Source organism: Streptomyces sp. IBSBF 3136 (genome assembly GCF_036815105.1).
Lineage (GTDB): Bacteria > Actinomycetota > Actinomycetes > Streptomycetales > Streptomycetaceae > Streptomyces.
The window spans coordinates 1-5,328 of record NZ_JAJSZC010000351.1; the positions used below are offsets into that span (position 1 = coordinate 1).

General features: G+C 76.4%; 4 protein-coding genes. 1 reads left to right on the plus strand and 3 read right to left on the minus strand.

Annotated features, from left to right (window positions below):
* Nucleotides 1-107: 107 nt before the first annotated feature.
* The 3 genes from V7E45_RS38450 to V7E45_RS38460 form a co-directional block, all read right to left on the minus strand.
* Nucleotides 108-305 (minus strand): hypothetical protein, encoded by a 198-nt coding sequence (locus V7E45_RS38450; RefSeq protein ID WP_020943130.1) that lies wholly within the window; start codon nucleotides 303-305, stop codon nucleotides 108-110.
* Nucleotides 306-441: 136 nt separating this feature from the next.
* Complete coding sequence (locus tag V7E45_RS38455; protein WP_443056348.1) at nucleotides 442-3,141, minus strand: LuxR C-terminal-related transcriptional regulator; 2,700 nt, start codon at nucleotides 3,139-3,141, stop codon at nucleotides 442-444.
* A gap of 196 nt (nucleotides 3,142-3,337) precedes the next feature.
* Nucleotides 3,338-4,699, minus strand: coding sequence for a hypothetical protein (locus V7E45_RS38460; protein WP_333778923.1), 1,362 nt, complete (start codon nucleotides 4,697-4,699; stop codon nucleotides 3,338-3,340).
* A 198-nt stretch (nucleotides 4,700-4,897) separates the two neighbouring features.
* On the opposite strand from V7E45_RS38460, the gene V7E45_RS38465 reads away from it, so the two are divergent.
* Nucleotides 4,898-5,328: GAP family protein (locus tag V7E45_RS38465; protein ID WP_333778924.1), on the plus strand; the 431-nt coding region annotated here is incomplete at its 3' end.

The window sequence follows — 5,328 nt, forward strand, 5'->3', positions numbered from 1 at the left end:
GCGGGTCGGTGCCTGGGGCCCGGGCGGTGCCTGGGGCCCGGGCGGTGCCTGGGGCGGCGGGCGATGACGGTGGGCCCGCGGTCGGCCTCACCGGACCGCCGCCCGGCTCACTCCGGCAGCTGCCGCATCTCCACCACCCGCAGTCCCAGCGACTGGCAGCGGATCAGCAGACCGTACAGGTGCGCCTCGTCGACGACGGGCCCGAACAGCACCGTCTGGCCGGACATCATGACGTGCTCCAGCTCGGGAAAGGCCCTGGTGAGGGTCTCCGACATGAGTCCATCGACGCGGATCTCGTAGCGCATGTCCCGTTCTCCCGCCGCGGGCCGGCTGCGGTCTCGTCTACGAGACTGCGCCGCGCCGGGGCGGCGGACCTCACCCGGCACAGGTGAACCGGCCGCGGGCCCGTCCCGGCGGTGTCCGGAGCGGCGGGTCCCGGAGTCACAGGATGCCGCGCTCGCGGGCCCGGCGGACCGCGTCGGCGCGCCGGTTCACACCGAGTTTCCGGTAGACGCTCTTGAGGTGCGTCTTCACGGTGTTGACCGAGACGTACAGGTCGGCGGCGATCTCCTCGGTGGACATCATCTGCGCCAGCCGCCGCAGCACCTCGCGCTCGCGTCCGCTCAGCTCCTCGACGACCAGCGTCGGGGGCTCGGCGTCCGTGCCGGGCCGGGCGTGCGGTGCGGGGGCGTCGGGGGTGAGCCAGCCCGCGGCCAGTGCCTGCAGGGGCGGCGCGTCCAGCAGGTGGCGGATGCGCGGCCCGGCTTCGAGGAAGGGGCGGCGCAGATGCTCCCGGCGCGCCTCCAGCAGGGCCCGGGCGAGCAGCTTGCGGGCGGTTGCCACGTCGCCCGCCTCGTGGGCGGCCCGCGCGCGCACCAGCGCCGCCCGGACCGTCACGCCCGGGCCGGTGCGGTCGCGCGGGCGCAGCCCGTCCAGCAGCTCCAGCGCGGCGCCGCGGTCCCCGGCGGCGAGCCGGGCCCAGGCGATCTCGGCCACGAGGGCGGGCTCCCCGTCGCAGGCCACGTCGTCGAGCACCTTCGCGGCGCTGTCCGGCCGGCCCTCGGCCAGGTGGGCCGCGGAGGCGGCCAGCGCGGTGTGGACCTCGGCCCAGGGGGAGCCGACGAGGGCCGGTACGGCCAGGTCGGCCGCGGCCGCCGCGGCCCCGGGCTCGCCGCGGGCGAGCAGCAGCCGGGCCGTGGCGAGGGAGCGGCCGGCGGCGGTCACCGGGTCGGGCGGGCCCGCGCCGGGGCCGGGCGCCTCGTCCAGCAGGGTCTGGGCCTGCCCCAGGTCGTCGCGGTCCACGGCCACGGCCGCGAGCACCAGCTGCCCGAGCCCGGAACCGGGGGGATGGGGCAGCCCGAACTGTTCCGTCTCGCTGAGCGCCGCCCGCGCCTTGCGCTCCGCCCGGCCGAGCCAGCCGTTGAGGTAGTCGATCAGTGCCAGGTGCCCGAGGGAGTCCTCCCGGGGCAGCGCCGTGGAGGCCCCGCCGGGGCACCCGGCCGCCTCGGACAGAACGGTGCTCGCCTCGTCGAGGCGGCCGGCCCACAGGCGTGCCGAGCCCAGGTGGGTGAGCAGCAGGGCGATGAGTTCGGGGTGCTTGTCCAGGAGCTGGGCGGGGACCTCGCCGCGCAGTTCCTCGGCCGTCGCCAGGGCCGCCTCGGCCCGCCCCGGCGAACCGGTGAGCCGGGCCACCAGGGACTCCAGCAGCACACAGCTGAGCCGCCCGGCCGCGTCGGGGGCGTGCGCGGCCATCCGCTCCTCGGCACGGCGCAGATGGGCGAGGCCGCGGTCGACGTCGCGTTCGGACAGGTCACGGGCCGCGCGCACCAGGTCCGCCGCCGCGCTGGTGACCTCGGGTCCCATGTGGGAGAACAGCTCGGCGAGGTCGTCGGCGCGCAGCCCGGTGAACAGCTGGCCGATGGCGAGGTCGTCGACGAGGGCCCCGGCGGTGAAGTCCCAGTCGCCGGCGGCGGCGCCGTGCCCGAGGGCCTCGGGCAGGCAGCCGGAGGCCCGCAGCCACCGGGCGGCCCGCCGGTGGAGTTCCGGTTCGAGCCCGGGCGAGCGGACCCGCAGATGGGCCCGGAGGATCTCGCCGAACAGCGGGTGCAGCCGGTACCACGAGTGCCCGAGGTCCTCCACGAACGCGTTCTGGCCGTGCAGTTCGGCCAGGATGGGCTCGACCCCGTCGCGGCCGGTCAGCGCGGCCACCAGCTCGGGGCAGAAGCGCTCGACGACGCTGACCCGCAGCAGCAGGTCCTGCGTGTGCGGCGGCTGCCGTTTGAGCACCTCGGCGAGCAGGAAGTCGGCGACCGTGCTCCGGCCCGCCTCGAAGTCCTTCAGGTAGCGCTCGGGGTCCGGGGCCTCCTGGGCGGCCATGGCGCACAGGCGCAGGCCGGCGGCCCAGCCCCGGGTGCGCTCCACCAGGGCGCGGGTGGCCTCGGCGGTGAGCCGCAGGCCGTGCAGGTCGAGGAACTCGGCCGCCTCCTCGGTGGTGAAGGCCAGTTCGGCGTCCCGGATCTCGGTCATGGTCCCGGCGGTCCGGTAGCGGTGCAGCGGCAGCAGGGGTTCGGTGCGGGTGACGAGGATCAGCCGCAGTCCCGCGCCGGCGTGCTGGAGGACGAACTCCACCTGTTCCGCCGTGCCCGGTGTGGTCACCCGGTCGAACTCGTCGAGGACGAGCAGCGCGGGCCGCTCGAGGCCGCTCAGCTCGTCGGCGAGGCGGGCCAGCAGCCGGTGGTCCACGCGGTTGGCGTCGGCGGGGCAGCCGACCTCGGCGGACAGCGGTACGCCGGCGGCGCGCAGGGCCTGGAGCACATAGGCCCAGAACATCCCGCCGCCCTGGTCACCGGCCTCGTTGGTGAACCAGGCGACCGGCTGTCCGAGCCGGGCGGCCCAGTCCGCGACCAGCAGGGTCTTGCCCGCCCCGGCCGAGCCGTTGACCATCGTCAGGGGTGTCCGCAGGGCGCGGTCGAGATGTGCGGCGAGCCGCGGGCGGCGCAGGAAGGTCGCGGGCCGCACCGGCAGGGCGAACCGCGTCTGCAGGTACGGCTCCCCCAGCGGATCGACATAAGCGACGGCCGGTTCCCGCGTTCCGTCGTCGTGCTGTGCAGCCACGGTCACCACCCCTGTCCCTCGGGCCATGGACGGCGCACTACTCGATCAGCATCGCAGGCAACGGCCCGGTTCGCACAGGGACGACCGGGCCCCACATACGTCCCATACGTCCCTCGGGTCTCGCCGGGTCATCAGGTCGCCGCCCGCCCGTGGCCGGTGCCGGGCCCGTCCGGTCACCGCCGCCCGGCGGCCGGTGCCGGGCCCGACGCGGAGGCCGCCGGTGTCAGGCCGCGTCCCCGGGCGGCCCCGGCGCCCGGCGGACCGCGTCGAGCTGGACGCGGCCGCCGGCCGCCAGCAGGGCGAGCACCGCCAGGACGACGAGCAGGACCAGGACCAGCAGCAGGACGGTGAGGACGGTCGGGTGGTTCCAGAGCGCGAAGACCAGGGCGATGATCAGCAGGACGCCGAGGGCGGCGGCCCGGCGGTAGGCCAGCGCCCAGGCGCCGACGCGCCCGGTGCTGACGTGGTGGGCGGCGGCCCAGCGGGCGGCGGAGTCGGCGGTCTGGTCGGAGGCGCCGCGGACGGCCACCGGCAGCCGGCCCGGCCCGACGAAGTAGGCGCCCAGCGCGATGACCACGCCGAGGACGATGGCCGTGCGCAGGCTGACCCGCAGGAAGCGCAGCAGTGTGTCGAAGACGGCCGAGGCCGCCGCCTTGGACTGCACCTGGGGCGGCAGGTGGTCGAGGTAGTAGTGGCGGGCCACGATCAGGGCGACGGCCACCACCAGGCAGGCGAAGGCGGCGCCGAGCGCGGTGCGTGCCAGGGCCCGGCGCCGCCGGTGGGCCAGGAGGACACCGGCGACGCCGAGGACGACGACGATCACCGGGAACCAGTTCCCGACGATGTCGAGGAGGCGCGCCCCCTTGCGGAACTTGGCGAGTTCGTCGGATTGGAACAGCACCAGCTGCTTGTTCACCTGGGGGATCTTGGCGGCGGGTTTCAGGCCCGCGTCGACCAGTTCGTTCTTGACCCGGTCGACGGCCGTCCCGACGTCGAGGGTGACCGTGCCGTCGCTGACCCCGACCGCGCCGCGGCCCTTGCCGGTCAGGGCGTGCACGACGGCGTTGTGGGCGGCGCGGTTGGCGTCGGTCCACACCGTCGCGAAGGCGTCGCTGTGCACCACACGGGTGGCGATCTTGGTGACGGCCTGGTCCACGGCGGAGTCGATCTGCGGCCCGAGCCGGCTGAGCGCGTCGGCGGCGCGCGGCGGCAGGCCCTGGGACTGCAGCCAGGAGGCGATGTCCCCGGCGACCTGCGGGCCGTTCACGTGGGCGCCCGCGGCCTCGGTGATCCGGTGGACCGCCGCGTCCTGGACGGCGGGGTCGGTGGCCAGCGGCTCGACCGTCGCCACGTAGCGGTCGGTGTCGAGCGCGATGTCGTGCACCCAGGTGGCGAGCAGCGCCACGGGGACGAGGATGCAGGTCAGCACGATCAGCACGGCGGAGGCGGTGCTCCGCGCGACCCGTCCGGCGGCCCCGCTCCCGTGCGGCCGGGCCCCGCCCGCGCCGGCCTCGCCCCTTCCGCCGTGCGCCGTGGCGTCACGCTCGGGCGGGCCCGGGGACTCGGGGACGGGCGGCTCGGTCACGGGGCCCTCCGGGGTGGTCGGTGACGGATCACTCCCATTGCCTCAGCACCCCGCTCGCCGCGCGCGCTGGACGGACCCGGACGGGCGACCCCGTGGTGCGCGCGCCTCCCGCCGCGCGCTTCACCCTGTGGCCGCCACGAGATGTCGTCCGCACGCCCGCTGCTTACGCTCGTGGTCTCCCGACCGGTGGGGGTCCCCATGGTGCTCGACCTGCTGCTCATCGCTCTGGCGATCACGCTCGACCCGCTGCCCCTCATGGCCTTCGTGCTGGTGGTGGCCTCCACCGGCGGGGCGCGCAAGGGGCTGGTCTTCCTGCTGAGCTGGCTGGCGTGCCTGGTCACGGTCATCGCCGTCGTCCTGCTGCTGACGGATGGGCAGCCGCCGCCCCCGAGGTCCCCGCCCTCCACGGCCGCGCTCGGGGCGAAGCTGGCCGTCGGGGTGTCGCTCCTCGGCTACGGCGAGCACCGGCGCCGTCGGCTCGCCGCCGTGCGGGCGCGCGGCGGGTCCGGGCCGGGGCCGCGGGCGGCGCCGCGGCCCGCGGGGCGGGGGCGGGGAGAACACGGGGTGTGGGGGCGCGCCCCCCACCCCGCCCCAACGCGGCAGGTCGTCGAGCTGCTCGGGGAGTTCGG